11 protein-coding genes and 1 tRNA gene are annotated in these 23595 nt (G+C 43.5%); 10 read left to right on the plus strand and 2 right to left on the minus strand.

Translation table 11 applies throughout. The annotated features are described in order from the left end of the window. The first annotated feature begins 9 nt into the window (after positions 1–9). The 4 genes from ACRHOZ_RS11220 to ACRHOZ_RS11235 all read left to right on the plus strand — a co-directional run bounded on the left by ACRHOZ_RS11220 (position 10) and on the right by ACRHOZ_RS11235 (position 14217). Positions 10–10866, plus strand: a complete 10857-nt coding sequence (locus ACRHOZ_RS11220; RefSeq protein ID WP_431125651.1) for a PKD domain-containing protein — start codon at positions 10–12, stop codon at positions 10864–10866. A gap of 16 nt (positions 10867–10882) precedes the next feature. Further along, a complete protein-coding gene (locus ACRHOZ_RS11225; RefSeq protein ID WP_245911890.1) occupies positions 10883–11818 on the plus strand; it encodes a PorP/SprF family type IX secretion system membrane protein in 936 nt (311 codons plus the stop codon). Positions 11819–11828: 10 nt separating this feature from the next. Further along, complete coding sequence (locus ACRHOZ_RS11230; RefSeq protein ID WP_106143265.1) at positions 11829–13769, plus strand: OmpA family protein; 1941 nt, start codon at positions 11829–11831, stop codon at positions 13767–13769. 277 nt (positions 13770–14046) lie between these two features. After that, positions 14047–14217 carry a DUF6747 family protein gene (locus ACRHOZ_RS11235; RefSeq protein ID WP_170068316.1) on the plus strand — a complete coding sequence of 57 codons (171 nt, stop codon included), beginning with the start codon at positions 14047–14049 and terminating at the stop codon, positions 14215–14217. Positions 14218–14478: 261 nt separating this feature from the next. Here the strand turns inward: ACRHOZ_RS11235 and ACRHOZ_RS11240 are convergent. After that, positions 14479–14551 (minus strand) — tRNA-Met (locus ACRHOZ_RS11240). A 543-nt stretch (positions 14552–15094) separates the two neighbouring features. On the opposite strand from ACRHOZ_RS11240, the gene ACRHOZ_RS11245 reads away from it, so the two are divergent. Continuing rightward, positions 15095–15382 (plus strand): helix-turn-helix domain-containing protein, encoded by a 288-nt coding sequence (locus ACRHOZ_RS11245; protein WP_431125653.1) that lies wholly within the window; start codon positions 15095–15097, stop codon positions 15380–15382. A gap of 5 nt (positions 15383–15387) precedes the next feature. Continuing rightward, on the plus strand, positions 15388–16641 hold the full coding sequence (locus ACRHOZ_RS11250) for a type II toxin-antitoxin system HipA family toxin (protein ID WP_431125655.1): 1254 nt from the start codon (positions 15388–15390) through the stop codon (positions 16639–16641). Between the two features lie 52 nt (positions 16642–16693). Here ACRHOZ_RS11250 and ACRHOZ_RS11255 read toward each other — a convergent pair whose 3' ends face one another. Next, positions 16694–16909, minus strand: a complete 216-nt coding sequence (locus tag ACRHOZ_RS11255; protein WP_431125657.1) for a hypothetical protein — start codon at positions 16907–16909, stop codon at positions 16694–16696. A 276-nt stretch (positions 16910–17185) separates the two neighbouring features. Here ACRHOZ_RS11255 and hsdR point away from each other — a divergent pair, with 276 nt between their 5' ends. The 4 genes from hsdR to ACRHOZ_RS11275 all read left to right on the plus strand — a co-directional run. Next, positions 17186–20401 carry a type I restriction-modification system endonuclease gene (gene hsdR / locus ACRHOZ_RS11260; protein ID WP_431125659.1) on the plus strand — a complete coding sequence of 1072 codons (3216 nt, stop codon included), beginning with the start codon at positions 17186–17188 and terminating at the stop codon, positions 20399–20401. A gap of 21 nt (positions 20402–20422) precedes the next feature. Then, on the plus strand, positions 20423–21886 hold the full coding sequence (locus ACRHOZ_RS11265; RefSeq protein ID WP_431125661.1) for an N-6 DNA methylase: 1464 nt from the start codon (positions 20423–20425) through the stop codon (positions 21884–21886). Beyond that, a complete protein-coding gene (locus ACRHOZ_RS11270) occupies positions 21883–23292 on the plus strand; it encodes a restriction endonuclease subunit S (protein WP_431125663.1) in 1410 nt (469 codons plus the stop codon). Before ACRHOZ_RS11265 ends, ACRHOZ_RS11270 begins: the two co-directional genes overlap by 4 nt. Positions 23293–23313: 21 nt before the next feature. Beyond that, positions 23314–23595, plus strand: a 282-nt coding sequence (locus ACRHOZ_RS11275) for a hypothetical protein (RefSeq protein WP_431125665.1), incomplete at its 3' end; no start/stop codon positions are given.

Here is a 23595-nt window from a genome sequence, read left to right on the forward strand (position 1 = left end):
TTAACCATCATGTCTCTACTGTCAGGTAAATTTAAGGTAATCTTTGTATTTTTCGTCGTTTTGCTCGCTTCGGTTCAAGACACTTTTGGGCAAAATTGCTCGGTCAACGCCGGGGTTGCGGAGACCATCTGCGAAAATTCGCCCTTTACCCTTTCCGGTTCAGCAACAGGTCTAGTGCAAAGCGGACCAACATGGTCCCAAGTAGCGGGTCCATCGGCAATAATAGCGGACCCCTCCAATCTTAACACAGCTATCAATGGATTGATAGGGGGAAATGTCTATTCTTTTAGATTGACGGCAACCTGTACCGATGGTACTACCCAGTTCCAAGATGTTGATATCACGGTAGAACCCATTACAACTGCAGATGCAGGTCAAGATGTGGCCTCATGTCCAGACAATACGGGAAACATATCAATCATAGCAAATACACCTCTCAATCCAGGTGAAACAGGTCTATGGACCATTGATGGTGGAAATAGTGCCGGTGTCACCATAAATTTTCCGAACTCTCCTACATCCACCATAACATTGCCCGAAGGAAGTGCAGGCACCACCACACTAAGATGGACCATTACGGGACCGGATTATGCACCGGGGCAAAACTGTGAATCCTTTGACACCATGACCGTGACCAATTATGGGGGCGAATCGCCTGTAGATGCGGGAGCCGACCAAAATCTGGACAACTGTTATACCGTTACCCAATCCACAACTCTTGATGGTAGTTTTGGCGGAAACAATATCAACGGTCAGGTCGGTACATGGTCCTTTGTAAGTGGGCCCAGTACACCTAATTTTGCGAATGTAAACAACAACAATACTTCCGTTTCCAATTTAATTGAAGGAACCTATGTTCTACGGTGGACGGTGGTAGGTCCCTGTGCTTCAGGTCAGGATACGGTCACCATTACCGTTGACGAGGCAACCCAGGATATTTCCAATGCAAGCACACAAGATGGTACAATACGTTTTTGTGATCCAAGCATAACCACGGCGACGTTGGTAGGGTCCCAGCCCCAATTTTCTGGGGAAACCATACAATGGACACAGACCTCTGGGCCGGCGGCCAGTATTTTAAATCCATCCAACAGCACCACCCAGGTTTCTGGATTGGATGGCAGTAGCACCTATGTGTTCACCTATACCATCACCAACGCCACCACAGGATGTGATGATTCAGCGAGCACGACGATACGATATTCGACCAATCCGATAACCATAACGGCCAATAGCGGAAGTGATATCATTGCAGCATGTGGCCAAACGGAAGTGGATATTCCCTTTACAACTACAGGTAATGGTTCAAATACCTATGCCATTGTAAGCGGACCTGCTTCATCCACACTGGTCAATTCCAACAATTTTCAAAACACCGGAAGCACTCCTTTGAGTATCGATTTTGATGTCGAGGGTACCTATACCGTTTTGTTCCGAAGAGCGGTGAGCGGATCGGTACAGACAGGATGCGATGAAGCTACCGATGCCATCAATGTTACGATTTCACTTACTCCAACAAGCGCCAACGCAGGTACCGGACAGGTATTGGCCTGTAACGTGACCACAACATCTTTAACTGGAAATGCAGTGACCACAGGTAGTTCATTGTGGTCGCAATTAAGTGGCCCGAACACTGCAACAATAGATGATCCATTCGACCAGACCACTGGGATATCAGGATTGGTCCCTGGGATATATGAATTTCAGTATGGTATTTCTGGTGGAAACGTATGTGCTCCATCTGCAGAAGCTACAGTTACGGTAGAAGTCTCTTCAGATGCACCAATTGTTGTTGATGCAGGACCTGACCAAGGTTTGGTCTGCTTTGGAGCACCTGTTCAAATGGCAGGGGACGTTCCCACAAACAATTTGGTTGGAACCTGGACTGTGGACACCGCCCCAGGCGGCTCCAGTATTTCATTTGCAGATGTCAATGACCCAAATACATTGGTATCCGGATTGGATGATGCCAATGAAACATACATATTTAGATGGACCATAGAAAATCCCAATGACAATACCTGTCCCGCACCCGGGTCGGATACTGTTACGGTCACCACAAGTGGAACTCCGGGACCAACTTTGGCGGATGCTGGGAGTGACCAATGTCTCAATACAGGTACCACAGTGGTGAACCTCGCTGGAAATGCTCCCCAAGCTGGTGAAACAGGTCTTTGGACCGCCGTCCCGGCGGCAGGGATTTCATTTACCGATGCCACATTGTTCAATACTGCGGCCAACATTACCGTTGAACAAAGCTATGTCCTTACATGGACCATTTCAAAGGCAGGATGCCAATCCACCTTTGATGATGTCGAAATTACCATTGGCATTCCAGCATCTGCCGATGCAGGAGCTAATCAGGCGGCATGCTCTGATACTTTTACCATGGCGGCCACCAGTTCTACAGGTAGCGGTCAATGGACACAAATATCAGGACCAGGTGGGTTCACCATAGATGATGATACGAGCCCAACAGCCCAGTTTACCTTTGGATTCTCAGGACAGTACATTTTTGAATGGACCGTTGACAATGGAACCTGTTCCACCGATTCGGACCAAGTGACCCTGTCCGTCGGAATACCACCCACCACAGCGTCAGTCGGAGCCAATCAAACAATCTGCAACGCTACGAATACCGTATTATCAGGAAACGCCTTTGATGCCAATGTGGAGACCGGGTTTTGGACATTACTTTCCGGTGCTCCAAACACCCCAACCATTGCAGATGTGAACGATCCCAATACCAACGTTACCAATTTGGTCTCTGGTTCTTATACCTTTAGATGGACCATAGTAGGGGATAGCAATTGTCCCACTACATTTGCAGACTTGGACGTCGATGTTTTTGTTCCTGCGGATGCGGGACCAGATTTGAACTTCTGTGAAACAACAAATTTTTTGCTAGAGGCCACTTTCGGATCTACAGGAACTTGGACCCAAACTGCCAATGGTGCTCCGGCTGCAACAATAAACCAAAATCCTGCCAATAGCAATGTGGCGGAAGTGACCATCACCCCCGGAAACACCTATATCTTTAGGTTTACAACAGATTATGGAGGTTCATGTACTTCTACTTTCGATGAAGTTACTGTAGTATCCAGTACAGCTCCGTCAGTGGATCCAGATGCAGGACCGGACCAAATACTTTGTCAGGGCGACCTTGTCGTACCCAATCAGACCACGTTGGCGGGAAATACAGCTCCTGTGGATGTTACCAATGCGGAATGGCGGTTTGCCGAACAACCTTCTGGGAGTGTCGCCACCATAGATTCGCCGAATAGCCCTAGTTCCACTTTATCAGGTCTTTCGGTTCCCGGTATTTATATTTTGGAATGGAATTTTGAATCGGGTAACTGTGCCAATACTGCAGATGTTGTTCGTATAGAAGTTTTTGAAGCACCATCGACAGCCGACGCTGGTGCGGACCAACCCAATGCTTGTCAATTGGACGTGCAGATGAACGCAACGGCCCCAACAGTGGGTATAGGAACCTGGACGTTCTCAACAGACCCTTCAGGAGGAGCCGCGGTAATAGACAGCCCGAACTCCCCAACCACGACTTTATCAAATATTACTGTCTTGGGAACTTATCAGCTCACTTGGACGGTTACCAATGGGACCACTTTTGTGGGACCTTCCCTTTGTGCACCGTCCACGGATACTGTGGATATCACTTTTACCGATGATCCACCTTCAGAGCCAAATGCGGGTCCCGATCAACAATTCTGTGATGCAACCCAGACCAATTTAAATGCGGTCGTCTTGACCACAGGTACGGGCACTTGGTCCCAAACCGCTGGTCCGGGTGTAACCGACCCTGGAACAGCAGCAAACATTACCTCGGTCAACAACCCGAATTCGTTGGTTTTGGATTTGGAACCGGGCATATACGAATTTACATGGACAGCAACCAATGGAGGTTGTTCCCTTACCGATACCATGGAAGTTGAAATTATTTCACAACCCGTTACCGCAGAAGCTGGTCCCGATCAAAATTTGCAACAATTCGCAACGGTCACTTTAGGTGCAACAACACCAACAGTCGGTTCTGGAACCTGGACGCAGCTTTCGGGACCTACTACCGCATCTTTTATCGATGATACCGACCCAGCAACAGATGTTATCGGCACAGATGTTGGAACCTATGAGTTTCAATGGACAGTTTCGAACGGAATCTGTACGGACGAAAGTGATACGGTCACAATCACTATTGACGGCTTGGCCGATTTGGAGTTGACAAAAACGGTTAGCCCCACGACAGCTAATCCAGGAGATACGGTAACATTTACCATTTCCATATTCAATGATGATGTCTCTGCGGGCTCTGATGCAACCGGAGTTGCCGTTAGGGATGTAATACCAGAGGGCTATACCCTGGTCTTAGGGACTGTTAGTAATGATGGTGTCTACAATCCAGGTAATTTTACCATTGATTGGTCCAATCTTTCCGTCACCAATGGAAACACATTGAACCTGACCTTTGATGCCACAGTCAATGGAAGTGGAAATTATGACAATTCTGTGGAGATTACAGGTAGTGATCAATTTGATCCTGATTCTACGCCAAATAACGATATCCCTTCAGAGGATGATCAGGACACTGCAAGCATCACCCTGCAATCCGCAGACCTCAGTCTGGACAAAACGGTACTTCCCATCACGGCAAGTGTTGGGGAAACGGTGACCTTCACTCTGGAGGTCTCCAATGGTGGAGCGAACGATGCAACAGGGGTAAGCCTTGTCGATGTGGTCCCTTCGGGATATACCATCGCGACCATAAACAATGGGGGCGTGCAGTCTGCAAACACCATCACATGGTCCGGGCTATCGGTGACCAACGGTGGCTCTTCTTCCGTAAGCTTCACCGCAACACTGAACGCACCTACCGGTGCAACGAACGAATATTTGAACACGGCACAGGTCACGGCAAGCGACCAGAACGACCCTGACAGTGGTACCGACAACGATGACGGGGACCAGAGCGAAGATGATGAGGACAGTGCACAGGTATCCCTTGAACAGGTCGACCTGGAACTGAGTATCAACAATTCAAGCCCCAACGGGAATGAGGGTGATACCGTAAACTATACCGTCTCGGTATTCAACAACGATGCCGTAGAGACCGGTGCCGGGACCGGGATAGAGGTCACAGTGGCAGTGCCATCCGGAATGGACATTGTTGCGGGAAGCATCACCAATGGTGGTGTGTACAACCCTGGCAGCGGTACCATCACCTGGAGCGGTCTGGATGTGCCCAATGGAGCGACCCTGGACCTGGACTACCAAGTGACCATCAACGACACTGGCAGTTATGCAACAACAGGAGAGATTACAGCATCCGACCTTCCGGATTCCGACAGTACCCCCAACAACGATGATGGGGACCAGAGCGAGGACGATGAGGACAGTGCTGCTTTTGCGCTTCAGTCCGCAGACCTGAGCCTGGACAAAACAGTACTTCCCACCACAGCAAGCATTGGGGAAACGGTGACCTTCACTCTGGAGGTCTCCAATGGTGGAGCGAACGATGCAACAGGGGTAAGCCTTGTCGATGTGGTCCCTTCGGGATATACCATCGCGACCATAAACAATGGGGGCGTGCAGTCTGCAAACACCATCACATGGTCCGGGCTATCGGTGACCAACGGTGGCTCTTCTTCCGTAAGCTTCACCGCAACACTGAACGCACCTACCGGTGCAACGAACGAATATTTGAACACGGCACAGGTCACGGCAAGCGACCAGAACGACCCTGACAGTGGTACCGACAACGATGACGGGGACCAGAGCGAAGATGATGAGGACAGTGCGCAGGTATCCCTTGAACAGGTCGACCTGGAACTGAGTATCAACAATTCAAGCCCCAACGGGAATGAGGGTGATACCGTAAACTATACCGTCTCGGTATTCAACAACGATGCCGTAGAGACCGGTGCCGGGACCGGGATAGAGGTCACAGTGGCAGTGCCATCCGGAATGGACATCATTGCTGGAAGCATCACCAACGGTGGTGTGTACAACCCGGGCAGCGGTACCATCACTTGGAGCAGTTTGGATGTGGCCAATGGCGCGACCCTGGACCTGGACTACCAGGTAACCATCAACGACACTGGCAGTTATGCGACAACAGGAGAGATCACCGCGTCCGACCTGCCCGATTCCGATAGTACACCTAATAACGATGATGGGGACCAAAGTGAGGACGATGAGGACAGTGCTGCTTTTGCGCTTCAGTCCGCAGACCTTAGTCTTGTTAAAGATATTTCTGGGCTATCCAGTGCCACTCCGAATGTTGGGGATACGGTCACCTTCGAATTGACAGTGACCAATGCTGGACCAAATACAGCGACCAATGTAGTCCTAGAGGACGAGGTGCCCTCGGGATTGAATCTGACCACAATAAACAATGGCGGTACAGCCATTGCAGGAACTTTTTTAAGTTGGACCATTGCCTCCCTTCCGGTTGGTAGCACTACCGTTTCATATCAAGTAACGGTCAACGCACCCAATGGATTCCCAGATGAATATTTGAACATTGCCGAGATCACAGCCAGTGACCAGGATGACCCGGATAGTGAGCCCTTCAATGATGATGGTGACCAAAGTGAGGATGACGAGGATTTCTTTGTAATCACTCCACAGGTTATTGACTTAGAGTTGGACATCAATGTAAGTGATTCCAGTCCCAATGTCGGTGATGTTGTTACGTTCACCATAGATGTCAGCAATTTGGGTGATGTGTCGGCCACAGGGGTTTCCATACAGGATGTATTACCTCCTGGATTTGGAAACGTAACCGGAATCAGCAATGGTGGTTCCTTGGGCGGAGCCAATATCGACTGGTCCGGTCTAACGGTGCCTGTCGGAAGCAATACCTTGACCTTGACATTCAATGCCGAAGTACTGGCACCTACTGGCACCATTGGTGAATATGAGCACCAGGTCCAGGTAACGGCAGCCAATCAATTTGATAGCGACAGTAACCCTAATAACGACAATGGGGACCAAAGTGAAGATGATGAAGATAACATATCCGTAGTTCCACAACAAGCGGACCTGAGTTTGGCCAAATCAGTTGACGATACAACGCCTGATGTCGGGGACACCGTCACTTTTACCTTAACAATGACCAACCTTGGACCCAATGTGGCCACAGGAGTCGCATTGGAAGACATCCTCCCAAGTGGATATGCATTGACCACGGTCAATAATGGAGGTTCCTTGTTTGGAAACACTGCATCGTGGGCTGGGTTGACTGTACTTGCCAATGGCGGAAGTACGTCGGTAACCTATGAAGCAACGGTGAATGCACCAACAGGTGCACCCAATGAATATGTGAACAGTGCCCAAATCACGGCAAGTGACCAGTTTGACCCGGACAGTGATCCTACAACCGACAATACAGTTGATGAAGATGGAAATGGTGATGGGGACGATGATGATGAAACCACATTAGAGGTCTTTCCTAACATTGGAGACCTGGAGCTGACCAAAATAGTTGTTGATAGCGATACCACACCTTTGGTGGGTACTGAGATCAGCTTTGAAATTACAGTGTTCAACGTGGGAAGCGTAGACGCTGATAATGTAATAGTGGAGGATTTGCTTCCATCGGGATACGATTTTGTCCTGTACAGCGCAACTTCAGGAATTTATAATGAAAATACAGGTATTTGGCAGGTAGGAGACGTTTCAGCCGGGGATACTGAAACTTTGGTAATCGATGTTTTGGTCAATCCCACAGGAAACTACACCAACGTGGCCGAAATTATTGCAACGGACATTTTCGATGTGGATTCCACTCCCAACAATAATATTTTGGCCGAGGATGACCAAGATGATGTTGTGGTAACACCAATACAAGTGGCGGACCTTGCTTTGACAAAGTCAGTGGATACAACTACACCTGATGTAAATGACAATGTAATATTTACCCTAACGGTTGCCAACGAAGGACCTAGTGAAGCTACAGGTATCCAGGTATTGGACCTACTGCCTTCGGGCTTTACCTATGTATCCGATGATGGTGGAGGAGCTTATGTTTCCGGAAATGGGATATGGAGTATTGCAAGTTTGGCCAATGGGAACAGCGCAATTCTGAACATTACGGCTTCGGTCAATACTACTGGGGACTATGTTAATGTCGCAGAAGTTATTGCCCACGACCAGTTGGACCAGGATTCTACACCAAACAATACCACACCATCCGAAGATGACCAAGATGAAGTAGTGGTCACTCCACGACAACTTGTGGATGTTTCCGTTACCAAAACAGCCGATACAAATACTCCAAACATAGGAGGTAACATCAGCTTTACAGTAACAGTGACCAATGATGGCCCCAGTGATGCCACTACCGTTGTAGTGACCGATCTGTTGGCATCCGGTTATGAATTTGTTTCAGCGATTCCATCTGTTGGCACTTACGAACCACTCAATGGTTCATGGACAGTAGGAAACCTTCCTGATGGTACTTTTGAGACCATCGTTATTCAGGCAACGGTCTTACCCAATGGAATTTATACCAATACCGCGGAACTGACCGATCTAAATGAAGATGATATTGATTCCCTTCCAGCAAACAATGATGATACGGAAGACGACCAGGCAACTATTGAGCCAACCCCTGTTTTAGTATCGGACCTTGATCTTGTAAAGACTGTGGACAACACCACACCTTTGGTCGGAGATGAAGTGGAGTTTACCATTGACATTACCAACAATGGACCAAGTGACACTTCGGGCGTAATCGTACAAGACTTGCTACCTAATGGCTATACGTACATCTCAAATACTGCAACAGCTGGAAATTACAATCAAAATACAGGAGCCTGGCAATTGAATGGAAGCTTATCTGATGGAACAACGGAAACGCTTAAAATAAAGGCAACTGTAAACCCAACCGGCGTTTATACAAATAGTGCGGAAATAACCAATTCTGATAATCTTGATCCGGATTCTGTTCCTGGAAATAGTGTTATTGCAGAAGATGATTACGACGAGGCAGCTACTATCCCAATTCCTTTGGCCGATATTTCCTTGACCAAAATGGTGGACAATGAGTTTCCTGATGTTTCGGATCAAATCACCTTTACACTGAATTTGAGCAATGATGGCCCAAGCGAGGCAACTGGAATTCAAGTGTTGGACCAGCTTCCAACAGGATATAACTATGTATCGCATAGTGGGGCGGGCACCTATAACCCTACAAGCGGCATCTGGGATGTAGCAAGTTTAGCGGCCAATACCAATACTTCTTTGGATATCACAGTAGGCATTAATACCACAGGAAGTTATGCAAATACAGCAGAATTGATTGCAATCAATGAGTTGGATCCGAACTCAACCCCAAATAATAATGACCCCAATGAGGATGATCAGGACGGGCAAGTTACCCTGCCTCGTGTTATCACAGATATCTCTGTGGTGAAAACAGCGGATAATCTCGCTCCATCAGTGGGTACTGATATCACATTTACCGTGGCCATCACCAATGATGGTCCAAGTGATGCCGCCGGATTGGTAATCGAGGATATTTTGGCCAGTGGTTATGATTTTGTAAGTGCGACCACTTCCATTGGGTCCTATGACGAGATTATTGGCTCTTGGGATATTGCATCTCTTCCAAATGGCACCACAGAGACTTTGGTGATTGTTGCAACGGTATTGTCCAATGGAGAGTACAGCAATACAGCGGAGTTGATTGCTCTGGACACTTTCGATCCTGATTCTTCACCAGATAACAACTTAAACTCTGAAGATGATCAGGATACGGTAAATCCGGAACCAACGGGCTTGGCCGATCTATCGATCACCAAAACAGTGGATGATATCGAACCAAATGTTGGTGATGTGATCGAGTTCACTATTAATTTGACCAATAGTGGTGATAGCAATGCCTCCGGTGTTGTTGTCAATGAGCTATTGCCCATTGGGTTTACTTACGAGGCCCACACGGCCACAGCCGGTACTTATGATGAAAATACAGGTGTTTGGAATACCAATGGGGTCATCCCAAATGGTACTACTGAGACCTTGGTCATCTTGGCCCGGGTAAATGCACCAACTGGGACCGACGGGGAATATACAAATCGTGTTCAGATTACGGCTAGTAACCAAGCCGACCCGGATAGTGATGCTACATCGGATTTTGACACGGACGACCTAGCGGATGGAATTCCCGATGATGATGAGGCCAGTATCACAATTATGCCTCAATCGGTAGATATTGCTGTAGTAAAAACCGTTGACAACGCAAGGCCAAATATTGGCAATGAAATCAACTTTACCATTTCGGCGACCAATAACGGATCATTGCCAGCAACCAACATCGGTATCGAGGAGCAATTGCCCAACGGCTATCGATTTATCACCGCTACCGCCACCTTAGGCGCTTACGATGCATCTGAAGGCTTCTGGGAAATTGACACCCTAAATGGAAGTGAGACGGCTACGTTGACCTTAACGGTGGAAGTATTGGATATTGAGGATTACCTCAATGTGGCCCAACTGGCCTTTGTGGACCAGTTTGATATGGATACCGCCAACGATTCGGATACGGCATCCATCGAACCAACCTGTCTGGTATTCTACAATGAGTTCTCACCAAATGGGGACGGGGTAAATGAAACCTTTGAAATCGATTGTATTTCAAGATACCCCAACAATACCTTGAAAATCTACAATAGATGGGGCAATCTGGTATTCCAGGCCCAGGGATATAACAATGAGTTCGCCGGAATATCCAATGGACGGGCAGTCATCCAAAAGGAAGAGTTTCTGCCCGTAGGCACTTACTACTACATTTTAGATCTGGGCGATGGTTCGGAACCCATCGCGGACTGGCTATACATCAATCGTTAAAATGATATCGGCAATTATGAAAACAATACCATTAAAAACAATGTTCAAAAAAGCATTTTTGATTCTGTTCGTGCTGATATCATTTCAGTTGGAAGCACAGCAAGACCCACAGTTTACACAGTATATGTACAACACCATAACGGTAAATCCCGGGTATGCGGGCTCAAGAGGGCACCTGTCCATTTTGGGGATGCATCGCTCACAATGGGTTGGCATCAATGGGGCTCCCACCTCACAGGTTTTGGCAATCGATGGCCCCGTAAGTGAGAAAGTAGGTTTAGGGGTTGTTGCCACGTATGATGAACTTGGTCCTTCCAATGAATTGTTTTTGGATGGCAACGTTTCGTACAGTATCCAGGTCGGGGCAAACAATAAAAGGCTTTCCTTCGGACTGAAGGCAGGTGGACGTATCTTTAACGTGGACTTTTCTGAGGGTCTAATTCGAAACCCAGATGTTGCTTTCCAAAATAACATAGAAAACCGGTTCTTCCCGACGGTGGGAGCGGGAGCGTATTACCATACAGAACGTTCGTATCTTGGCTTTGCCATCCCCAATTTCTTTTCGGAGGACCACTATGACGGGGCGACCCAGGAGATTGCCACCGAACGCCTCCATTATTTTTTGATCGGTGGATTGGTCAGGGACATATCGGCGGATATCAAGTTCAAGCCCGCATTTTTTGTCAAGTGGGTGCCTGGGGCTCCGGTGATAGCAGATCTGTCGGCAAACTTCATGATCCGGGAGACGGTGACCGCCGGAATCGCCTATCGTTGGGATGATTCTTTCTCAGGCCTGTTGGGCCTACAGATTTCGCCGGCATTGAACGTGGGCTATGCTTACGACCGTACCACAACCGACCTTAGAAACTTCAATAGCGGAACCCATGAGGTATTTCTCCGCTTCGAATTAAAGACACAGGAAAAGCGTTTAAAATCCCCAAGATTCTACTAAGTCAAAATTTATGAAAACATCTATCCATATAATCACGGTATTACTGATTTTCAGTTTTGGATTTGCCCAAGACAAAGGTTCAAGAGCGGAAAAAAAATATCACAATTATCATTACATCCAAGCTGCTGCTGAATATGAGCGCTTGGCAAAAAAAGGGGACGATTCCCAGGAAACCCTGCAACGCTTAGGGGATATCTATTATTATAACTCCGATATGACCAACGCTGTAAAGTGGTATGGTCAACTCTTCTCCAAATATGAGGAAACACTGGCCGCAAAATACATTTTCAGGTATATCCATACGTTGAAAGGAGTTGGGAACTATCCTCTTGCCAAAGCACTGATGAAAATCTATGCTGAAAAGTTCAATGGGGATGATTTCGAGGTTTCCCAGTTCAGTGATAATGACCTCGCCCTGGATGAACTTCGAAATCGCCAACCCCAATTTGTGGTTACCCATTTGTCACTGAATTCAACCTTGGCCGATTTTGGACCAATGTATTATCAGGACAAGATTGTCTTCGCCTCTAGCAGGGATACCATGAAACTCCATACACGGGTGTACGAATGGAACAAGCAGCCCTATCTCAACCTTTATGAGGCAGATACCGTACAACTGGGCAGTGATTTAGTGGATATCAGGATATTTGGTAATAACATCAATACGAAATACCACGAGGCCGGAGCAACCTTCAACCCGGAAGGTACTATTATGTATTTTACCCGGAATAATTATACAGCCAAAAACCTCGAACGGGACAGTACTGGCACCAATCACCTTAAAATCTATCGCACACAGTTGGAAGGGGGGTATTGGACCTTTCCGGAGGAAGTACCTTTTAACAGTAGGGATTACTCCACCGGACAGCCAGCATTAAGTCCTGATGGTAAAAAACTGTTTTTTGTATCCGATATGCCTGGAGGTATTGGAGGAACCGATATTTATTATGTATCCATTGACCGTACCGGAAACTATTCGAAGCCTGTCAACCTAGGGCCCACTATCAATACCAGTGGAAGGGAAATGTTCCCCTTTGTGACCAATGAAAAAATATATTTTGCCTCGGATGGACATTTAGGTCTTGGGGCACTGGATATCTTCGAGAGTGAATTGGGAAATAGTTTTTCACTTCCTTCAAACTTGGGGCCGCTGATTAATAGCCCCAAAGATGACTTTGCGTATATCGTGGATGAAGCTTCCAACCGAGGCTATTTTTCATCCAATCGCGAAGGGGGAACAGGTGATGATGATATTTATTCCTTTCGACGGTTGGAACCCAAATGCGAACAGTTTGTTAAGGGAACAGTACTCAGAAAAGCCAATGACCAAGCTGTGGTCAATGCCATCGTTGAATTAAAGAAGAAAGATGGATCATTGATTGCCGCTGGCAATACGGATGCCTATGGTGCATTTACTTTTGAAAACATATTGGATTGTGAAGAGAGCTATTCCATTGAGGTCTCCAAGGAGGGATATGATGGGGTATCCGAGGAGTTCAGTACAGGTAAAGTTTTGGGAGAGACCAACAATGTCCCCTTGATCATGACCAAGGAATTGAACAAATTGATAGTCATGGAAAATGGGGTGTTGAAAATCAAGATTGACGACATTTACTTTGATCTCAACAAAGCGGATATCAGGGCCGATGCAGCGCAGGAGCTTGACAAAATCGTGGAGGTCATGAAGGAATATCCCAAAATGGTCATCAAGATCGAATCCCACACGGATTCTAGGGGCAGTGATAGGTACAATGAAAAACTATCGGACCGTCGTGCCAAATCCACGGGAAATTATATCGTATCCCAAGGGATAGAGGGCAATCGAATAGAAAGTGCCATAGGATACGGTGAAAAGAGATTGTTGAACCATTGTTCCAATGGGGTGCGGTGTTCCAATTCAGAACATGATATTAACCGGAGATCGGAGTTTATCATTGTCACTTTGGATTGATGGTGATGACAAGTTTACGGGCATTGTGGAAAAAGTTCGGGAATGGCTGTGACGAGACCATATTTCCTCCAGTATAATTGCAATACATGGTAACGAGAGACATTTATCGGTTAAACCCAACCCTTTGTCCAAACTAGAATTTGGATAATCTTTCACCATAGGGCATTCTCACCAAAAGCTTGATGTTTTACCGAAAATCAAAACCGATTATCAGAGTGGAAGGTTTTAATGCCGACAGTGGGCGTAGGTTTGTACTGAACTTATAACCCAAATCATTATGGACCAAATTTTACTCTTTAAAAAGATTTATGCGGAGGCCTTCCGTAACCTCGGACACAAAATTCTTAAAAATGGTTTTAAAATCTACTTTTGGATTTGCACCGCTCTACTTGCAGTGGTCCTGTACGCCTTTTGCTATAGATTGTTGACAGGATTTGCTTGGGATTAAACAATGTCCATTTGAATTTTTAGTGGTAGTTATAGTGATTATCTCGCCATATTTGACCATGAGACATTCAATACAACAATAGGCCTTTAAAGTCAACGTATTTAAGGACACCAATTAAATGTTGTGGTACAAAATAATTAAATATAATATTGAATAATATCATCTAAAATGGGGCTGTAAGGACTTCAAAATGTTGTACCTATGTTGTACCCAGAACAAATGAAAAGGGTTTCCATTTTTGGAAACCCTTTATTTTAATAGTAGCGGGGACTGGACTCGAACCAGCGACCTTCGGGTTATGAGCCCGACGAGCTACCTACTGCTCTACCCCGCGATGTATTTTTAAAACCCTAAGTAATTGAAAACCAAAAGGTTAATATTTTTGTTAAATTTCTTGAAATCGTACTTTTTGTGCGGTCGCGTGTACGCTTTTCAAGGGTGTAAAAGTACGATTTATTTTTAAAAATAAAAATTTTGAAACCTTCTGTGTTCCTTGTTATTCCAGCAATTGTATCGGGTTGATACAGTTAGTGTGAAGGTCAAATTTAAGTTGTTTTCTTGGGCTTGAAGGCTCTAAATTTTGTTCGGTAGAGTAACCTTTTTTAAATACGCTTTAGTGTAAATTAGGTAAAAGGGAATAGTGAAAATATTCGTAAAGTATTGATATATAAGTAGTAACAAGTATGAATGGGATAAATCTTTCTTAATGAAGAACAGATGGTCATAAACTACGATAATAGGATTCAATTGGATTTTTGGGATTTGGAGTGTCATCAAACGGTTGTCTTGATTGAACATCCTCTACATAATAGTGAATTATACTAAATGTTTCATAATATCAACATAAATAGTAATATTGTGGAAAATATGCAACATAATGAATTCCAAGAAGGCAATTCTTTTGCCAAAATACCAGAAAATATTTGAGCAATTAGGTGAGAATATAAAGCTGGCTCGAAAACGAAGAAAGCTAACGGCCGATCAGGTTTCCGAACGTGCAGGCATAAACAGAACCACACTTTATAGAATAGAAAAGGGAGACCCAAAAGTTGCTATAGGCTCTTATTTTAATGTATTTAGAGTATTTAATCTTGAAGAAGATTTTGAAAAACTGGCAGTGGACGATGAATTCGGCAGAAAATTACAGGACCTTGATTTATTATAAGGAAGATGGCTAGCGGGAAATTTGACATATATGTGTTTGCAGATTGGGTTGGTCTAGAAAAGCCAATGCTCATTGGTACGCTATCGGCTCATTTCGCTAAAGGAAAGAAAGCCATCAGTTTTGAGTACGACAGAGCGTGGTTAAAAACCGATGCACAGCGTTTGCTCGACCCTGAAATAGAGTTTTATTCAGGACCACAATACCCTCCCAATAAAGAGAATTTTGGAATCTTCTTGGATAGTAAGCCAGATACTTGGGGTAAGACTTTAATGAAGCGAAAAGTTGCCCAAGATGCCAGGCTAAAGGACGAAAAGCCACGTACCCTCTATAAAATAGATTATCTACTAGGTGTTTTTGATGAAAGCCGAATGGGCGCTTTACGATTTAAGACCGACTTGGAAGGTCCGTTTTTGGATAACGATGCCCAAACTCCGACACCGCCTTGGTCTTCATTGGGGGACTTGCAAGAAGCTGCCAGGCAGTTGGAAAGTGATGACCAGATTGAAACCATAAGAAAATGGATAGCCATACTGATTGCGCCTGGTTCTTCGTTAGGCGGTGCTAGACCTAAAGCCAATGTTTTTGATACACAAAAGAATCTGTGGATTGCCAAATTCCCATCCAAGACTGATACCGTTGACAAAGCCTTATGGGAATTTTTGGCCTATCGATTGGCCATAGCCTCAGGCATAGATATGGCAGTATCTAAAGTGGAAAAAATTAGCGGCAGGCATCATACTTTTTTGACCAAACGGTTCGACAGAGATGGTGATAAACGCATACACTTTGCCTCTGCAATGACAATGACTGGAAATACCGAAGAGACCATTAAAGATACAATGCCTAGCTATCTTGAAATTGTAGAATTTATTGAAAATTACGGTGTTAATGTGGAAGTCAATTTGCATCAACTATGGCGGCGTATTGTATTCAATATAGCCATTTCAAATACCGATGACCATTTGCGCAACCATGGCTTCATTCTAACTTATAAAGGTTGGGTTTTATCACCCGCCTACGATTTAAACCCAACCATAGAAAAAGACGGATTGTCTTTAAATATAGACATGGATGATAATGCCTTGGACTTTGATTTGGCAAAAGGTGTCAGGGAATATTTTCGCCTAAGCGAAAAGGAGATGAAAACCATTTTGATGGAAGTATTGACGGCAGTTAAGGATTGGAAAGATGTTGCTAAAACGATAGGAATCAAGAACGCCGAAATTCAGCTAATGGAAGGTGCCTTTAGATGGGATTAATGACATAGATTTTAATGCTTAATTTGAACTGTGGTCTTTAATTCCGTTCTTTCTATTTAGCTTTTAAAGCCTGCTGCTTCCTAAGTAGATTTTGAAACAATTTGACAGTTCTTTCTTGATAGACCTCAGGTATTAGTCCACCTAAAATCCATCCGTCTATTATTAATTTCCTATTTTGAAGGTTAAACTCTTTCTTCAAGCAGACCAAGGCTTCCTCCTTGGTATTATGGTCCATCTGCGTAAACAGTCTTTTTATGTTTTCAGTCATGGTCGGCTTTGGCAGATGCTAAATATATCTCAAATTCTATGAACTAGAAATTTAAATAAACTTAAGGGGCGTATATGAACGTATCGTTTTTTGAACTTATTAGGAAGATATTAAAACTATGGTACACATTAAACTCTTTACAAAAGGTACGTTCTGTAAAGAGTAAATCCATTTGTAATTTAGATAACAGTTGACAAGCCATTAAAGTCGTCATTATAAATACATTAATAGATTTGTATATTTATTCCCACAAACTCAACCATTCTCTGCCTTTCAATGAATTCTAATTTCAGCTTTCTTCAAAAGCCCTATCCAAACTTATTTGCGATAAGCGAGCTTTCCGAGAAGCTTATTTACGTTGATCCAAGTTCTTCCTTATCCAAATCAAGACTTTTTTCTGAAAAGCTTAGTCAGTATGTTTGGGAGTTTGAAGATTTAGGAGAATTTTTAGGCTCACAGAACGATAGGATTTACCGACTGACGAACACCAATAGTATTCCGGATATTATAAGAGGCATCTTGCATACCATTCGTAAATCAGGAAATAAAGCAAGCCATGATGGTACAGGTTCTTTTCAAGAGGCCCATTTTATCTTGAAAAAATGCTTTCAATTGGCCAAATGGTTTTATGAGACCTATGAGCAAGATTACATTGCTATTTCATCTTATATATTGCCTGAAAATGAAAGTACAATATCAGATGAATTACTGGTTAAGTTAGAAAAGCTCTCCGAAGAAGTTGCGAACTACAAAGATAAAATTGCGGAACTCAACAAGAATAAAGAACAGGTTTCAGCTAGAAAACAACGTAGTGATACAAGAGCAAAAAACTTAAACTTAAGCGAGGAAGATACAAGGCTCACTTTGATAGACCCACAACTTATTGAAGCTGGTTGGGAATGTGATACCCTAAATCTCAACTACAAAAAAAATAAAACATGGCCACAAAAGGGGAGAAACATGGCTATAGCAGAATGGCCCTGCGATGGTAAATGGGCAGACTATGCTTTATTCGTGGGTACGTCCCTTTACGGAATTGTGGAAGCAAAAAAATATGCAAGTGATATTTCAACCAATCTGAGACAGTCAGACATCTATGCAAAACGCATAGTTCCCATGGATAATTTTGAGATACTAGGAAATTGGGACGGGTATAAAGCTCCTTTTCTTTTTTCTACGAATGGCCGTGAATATCTAGAACAAATCAAAACCAAGAGCGGTATTTGGTTTCTGGATGTTAGAAAAGAACGTAATAGAGCATATCCAATAAAAGGTTGGTTTTCACCCACGGGACTAGTTGAGCTTTATGAGCGTGATATAGAGGCGGAAAACAAAAAACTTGAGCTAAGCGATTATGACTACTTAAAAAATCCAAATGGACTAAATCTTCGTGATTATCAAATTAGTGCCATAAAGGAAGTAGAAAAGAACATTCGTACCAGTTTTAACAAAAATCGGTCTCTAATAGTCATGGCCACCGGTACCGGTAAAACAAGAACTATAATTGGTCTCTCATATCGACTTATAAAATCCAATCGATTTAAGCGTATTCTGTTCCTAACTGATAGAAGGCTACTGGCGCAACAGGCTTTTGGGAATTATCAGGATAATAAGATTGAGGGAGTCAATACATTTTCTGAAGTGTATCAAATAGAATATGTGAAGACCCTAGTTCCCGATTCAGACACGCGTTTGCATTTTGCTACGGTTCAGAGTATGGTAAAAAGACTGTTCTATGGCGAAAAGGAAGGCTTGGCCATTGATACCTATGATTGTATCATTATTGATGAAGCACATCGTGGATATAACCTTGATAAGGAGCTGGATGAGGAAGATTTGGAATTCAAGAACCAACAGGATTATATCAGTCAATATAAAAAGGTGATTGAATACTTCAACGCCTATATTATAGGTCTTACCGCCACCCCTGCCCTGCACACAACTGAAATTTTTGGACAACCTGTGTTCACCTATTCGTATCGTCAAGCGGTGATTGACGGCTATCTCGCCGATCATGAACCTCCATATCGTATAAAAACACGATTGAGCGAAGAAGGTATCTTATGGAAAAAAGGAGAGCGACCAAAAGTGTTTAATCCTGAGACAAACAAAATAGAAGAGCTGGCGGAATTACAAGATGATTTGCTAGTTGAAATTGAGCAATTCAACAAATTGGTTATCACACCTGAGTTCAACAGGGTAGTCATTAAACAATTAGTGCAACACCTAGATCCTGATGGAGAGGAAAAGACCTTGATTTTTGCTGTCCGCGATTCCCACGCCGACACCATCGTGGAAATGCTCTTTGAAGAATTTGAACGTATTGGGCTTGAAGTCCCACAAAACGCTATTCAAAAGATAACTGGTGCGGCCTACGACCCCGAACAATTGACAAAAGAATTCAAGAACGAGAAGTTTCCCAATATTGCAGTGACTGTAGACCTATTGACAACGGGTATAGATGTGCCTAAAATATGCAACCTGGTATTCTTGCGCAGGGTAGGGTCTCGAATTCTATACGAGCAGATGATTGGTCGCGCTACAAGGTTATGTCCTGAAATAGGTAAGGAAGATTTTAAAATATTTGATGCCGTTCGCGTACATGAAGCCCTACAAGACTATACCCAAATGAAACCTGTGGTCAACCCGTCAACAACCTTTACACAACTGGTTGATGAATTGGATGCCATCAACTCTGAGGAACGATTAAAAACGCAAGGAGAACAAATCATCGCCAAGTTACAGCGGAAGCGTCGTAAAATAGAGGAAAACAGCTTGGAGGAGTTTATCTACATGGCCGGTGGCAAAGAACCGCATGAGGTAATTAAGGCCATAAGAGATGCCAGTGCAAATGAAGTTGCCGCAATCATCAAAGAATTTAAAGGACTTTGGAACTATCTTGATAAAAAGGTATACCGGCCAAAACATCAATTGATTTCAGAGCATAGCGATGAATATCGGGGAACGGAACGTGATTACGGTTACGTAAAGAGACCAGAGGATTATATTGAGAATTTCAAAAAATTCATATCTGAGAATCAAAATAAAATAGCAGCCTTGCGGGTCATTGTCTCAAAGCCAAGTTCCTTGGACAGAAAATCGTTGAAAGAACTCAGATTGTTGCTGGACCAAGAAGGTTTTAATGCTAAAACGCTTAATGTTGCTTGGAGAGATGCAAAAAATCAGGATATTGCTGCAGACATCATCGCATACATAAGAACCCTTACGCTAGATGTAGATTTGATTGGTCATGAAGACCGGGTCAATAAGGCCTTTGAAAAGGTCAATACTATGAAGCAGTGGAACAAAATTCAACAAAAGTGGTTGAATCGTTTTCAAAAACAACTCTTGGCCGAAACCGTTCTGACCAAGGAAGATTTGGATAACGAGCCTTTTAAAAGCGAAGGTGGTTTCGACCGTATCAACAAGCAATTTGAACAGCAATTAGAAGATGTCATAAATACCATCAATGATAATCTCTACGTTGCCTAACTAAATGAACAAATAGAATAAATGAGTGCTGACGAAATAGCAAATAAACTTTGGAATCTTTGCAATGTACTGCGCGATGATGGAGTGACCTATCATCAGTATTTGAATGAGTTGACTTACATTCTTTTTCTGAAATTGAGTGAGGTCAAGGACTTTGAAAAACACATTCCCAAAAAATACCGCTGGCGTTCCTTTGTAGACGAAACCGATAATACGGAAAGCTTTCAACGCTATCGCAGTTTTCTGGCAGAGATTAGTAATGAGACGGATAGTGCCAGTATCAAAGAGATTTATGCCAATGCCTCTACAAGCTTGCGAAAGCCGGTTAACTTTAATACACTCATTAAGGCGATTGATACCTTAGATTGGTATGAGGAGAGTGACCGTGATGTCATGGGCGATATTTACGAAAGTCTGTTGGAGAAAAATGCTGGAGAAAAGAAAAGCGGTGCCGGACAATATTTTACACCCCGCCCTCTGATAAATGTAATGGTAGAGCTTTTGGCGCCTAAATTAAAGGAACGTTGGAATGACCCAGCTGCGGGCACCTTTGGTTTTATGATTGCTGCGGACGAGTATTTGCGAAACAAGTACGATAACTACTTTCATTTAAGTGAAAAAGACCGAAAATTTCAGATAGACAAAGCCTTTAGTGGCGTAGAGTTAGTTGGAGATGCGCATCGTTTGGCTTTGATGAATGCCCGCCTGCATGGTATGGAAAGTAGTATCGTACTAGGTGATACCTTGACCGAAATGGGTAAGGAACTTAAAAACTATGATGGCGTACTGGCCAACCCGCCTTTCGGAACTAAAAAAGGGGGTGAGCGTCCCACCCGTGATGATTTTACCTATCCGACCAGCAACAAACAACTGAATTTTTTACAACATATTTATAGAAGTTTAAAGAAAGATGGTAAGGCACGTTCTGCAGTAGTATTACCCGACAATGTATTGTTTGAAGATGGTGATGGCCAAAAGATTCGCCGTGATTTGATGAACAAATGTAACCTACATACCATTTTACGTTTACCGACTGGCATATTTTACGCGGCAGGGGTAAAAACGAATGTTTTGTTCTTTACCCGGGGCACTACGGAGGCAAAAAACACTAAAGGCGTCTGGTTTTACGACATGCGCACCAACGTACCCAATTACGGTAAGCGGACTCCTTTTACCAGGGCTGCTTTTAATGAATTTATTGAGGCCTATACTGGTGGTATGAAACCTGAAAAACTGGCTAAAGAATTCGACGGTTCCATCGATGAAAAAGCCCGTCAGAGAATAAAGAACGAACGTTGGCAATACATAGACAGGGAAACCATTACTAAAAAGAGTGATTCTTTGGATTTAGGTCTCATTGTGAATGAATCACTAGGAAATAGCGAGGTGGCTGGTGAACCTATTGATATTGCAAAAGAAGCAATGAAAGAATTAAATACTATCAACAAAGAATTACAAATGATTATTAATGAATTAAATGCATGAGCGGAAGAAAGGCAACTACAAATATTATTCCTGGAAGGATAGCTTTATCTGTTGGAAAACCTGATAAAACTATACCCAAAGGATGGAAATGGAGATTGCTTTCCGACATAGCTCAATTAGCAACTGGCCACACGCCAAGTCGAAAAAAACCAGAATATTGGAATGGAGAGATTCCTTGGATGGCTGTTGGCGATGCTAGTAAACATAATGGTTCCAAAATCTATGAAACAAAAGAATACACCAATGAACTGGGGATTGCAAACTCAGCTGCCGTTTTGCTTCCTGAAAATACAGTTTGCCTAAGTCGAACTGCATCTATTGGTTATGTAATCTTATTAGGTCGACCCATGGCCACAAGTCAAGGATTCGTCAATTGGATCTGTAGTAAACAATTAAATCCTAGATTTCTTCAAATGATATTCTTAGTAGAAAATCAGTTTCTATATGAAATTTCGGAGGGTACCGCACACACAACGATATATTTTCCAGAAGTGAAGGCATTTAATATTTCAATGCCTTCTCGCTCTGAACAGGACCGTATTGTGGCCAAAGTGGACAGCTTAATGGCCAAAGTAGATGTTATGCAAAAGAGTCTGGAGCGAATTCCACAACTTTTAAAAGATTTTCGGCAACAATTCCTGACTCAGGCGGTTACAGGAAAATTGACGGAGGAGTGGAGAAAAACAAAAGGCAAGGCAAGTTGGAAAAAACAAACATTAAAGGAATCAACTTTTGAAATTTTCGATGGGCCGTTCGGTTCAAACTTAAAAACCAAAGATTATATATCTGAGGGAATACAAGTTGTTAGACTAGAGAATGTGAAGGCAATGTATTATGATGATAGTAAGAAAGCGTTTGTTTCGGAAGAAAAATACCAATCTTTAAGTCGAAACCATTTAATGGAAGGAGACTTACTGCTATCGACTTTTGTTGCGGACGAAATTAAAGCAACGATATTGCCGAAGTCTGCAACTCCTTCGATTAACAAATCAGATGTGGTCTGTATTAGGGTTAACGAAGAGATTTTACTTAAAGAGTTCTGTTTGTTTTTTTTGCTTTCTACAGAAGGTCAAAATCAAATTAGTTCTTTAGCTCATGGAATAACTAGACCTCGTATCAATACAGGCAACATAAAAAGTCTAAAACCTAACATACCTACGATAATAGAACAAAAAAAGATTGTAGAGATTGTATACAGTTTTTTTAAAAAAGTAGATGTCATTGAAGAAGAGTATCAAGCCCTTAAAGCTAAAATTGAGACTCTTCCCCAAGCGATTCTACAAAAAGCCTTTAAAGGGGAGTTGGTAGAGCAATTGCCAACAGATGTCGATGCCAAGGAGTTATTAAAGGATATTGAAAAGTTGGAAAAGAAGCATGCAAAAAGAAATCGACAACTTTCTTTGTAACTTAAGGAAAGAACATGTAATATGAAATTGCACGAGGCCATAGAACAACTTCTGCAGGAGAAGTTGACACCGTTAACATTTAGTGATATAGCATATTTCATTAATGAGAATGAACTATATCAACGAAAGGACGGTAAGCCGCTTAAACCTAACCAAATTCACGCAAGGATAAAAAACTACCCAGATGAATTCAAGGTGCTAAATGGTTATGTGATTTTATCTAAAGTGGATAGGGCGGTCAATGTATACCACCTGCGGCGGATGAAAGTGAGCAGTGCAAATCAAGTGCACGAGATCGACTCA

The sequence above is a fragment of the Flagellimonas flava genome, from assembly GCF_050617915.1.
GTDB lineage: Bacteria > Bacteroidota > Bacteroidia > Flavobacteriales > Flavobacteriaceae > Flagellimonas > Flagellimonas flava_A.